Source organism: Acidovorax cavernicola, assembly GCF_003581445.1.
The window spans coordinates 1-737 of the sequence record NZ_QXMN01000294.1 but is presented as its reverse complement, the minus strand read 5'-3'; the positions used below and the strand labels follow the sequence as shown (position 1 = coordinate 737).

At 67.7% G+C, this 737-nt stretch carries 2 protein-coding genes; one reads left to right on the top strand and one right to left on the bottom strand.

Features of this window, described 5'->3' with window-relative positions; all coding sequences use genetic code 11:
• On the bottom strand, positions 1 to 210 hold a 210-nt coding region (locus tag D3H34_RS33240; protein WP_119558913.1), incomplete at its 3' end, for a CBS domain-containing protein.
• A gap of 267 nt (positions 211 to 477) precedes the next feature.
• On the opposite strand from D3H34_RS33240, the gene D3H34_RS34460 reads away from it, so the two are divergent.
• On the top strand, positions 478 to 737 hold a 260-nt coding region (locus D3H34_RS34460), incomplete at its 3' end, for an L-histidine N(alpha)-methyltransferase (protein WP_167481330.1).

Genomic DNA, 737 nt, shown 5'->3' with positions numbered 1-737 from the left:
CGCCAGTTCGGGCGCGACCACGGAAATCACGATGTCGCGGTCGGTGAGCACGCCCGCCACGGTGCGCAGGCCCTGGGTTTCATCGATCACGACCAGCGCGCCCACATGGTGTTCGCGCATCAGCTGGGCCGCGGTCACGAGATCGGTATGGCGATAGGCAATGGCCACTTCCCGCGTGCAGATTTCGCCGGCAGTCAGACGTTCGCTCATGGCAGTCTCCCGTAAGAAAGCGATGTCGGCGGTCCGCTGGTGCCGGGCCCCCGTACCTGATGCCGATGATGGCTCTAACGCCGCAGTGGGTCAATCCGCAGCCCGCGCCCACCGCTGCCGCACCTGTCTGGCGCGCGCGTTGCATGCGCTCCTGTCCTACCCGAAGCGTAGGCGCGCATGGCTAGGCTTGAGCCAGGGTCTGCCCCGGAACCGGCATCGGCTGGTCGCGCAGGCGTTCTTGCTGCTTTTTCGGGAAGGTCCGCGCACATGTTGCTCTCCGTTGCTTCCGCCGATGCCCAGGCACCGACATCGGTGTCAGCGCCGCCGGCACCCGCTGCGCGCCAGACGCTTGCCCGTGACCTGAGCGGCACGCCGGCGCGCATCTGCGCCAAGTATTTCTACGACCAGCGCGGCTGCGAACTGTTCGAGGCCATCACGCGCCTGCCTGAGTACTACCCGACACGCACCGAAAAAGCGCTGCTGCAGGCGCGCGGCGCGGACATCGCGCGCAGCGTCGGCCCCTGCAC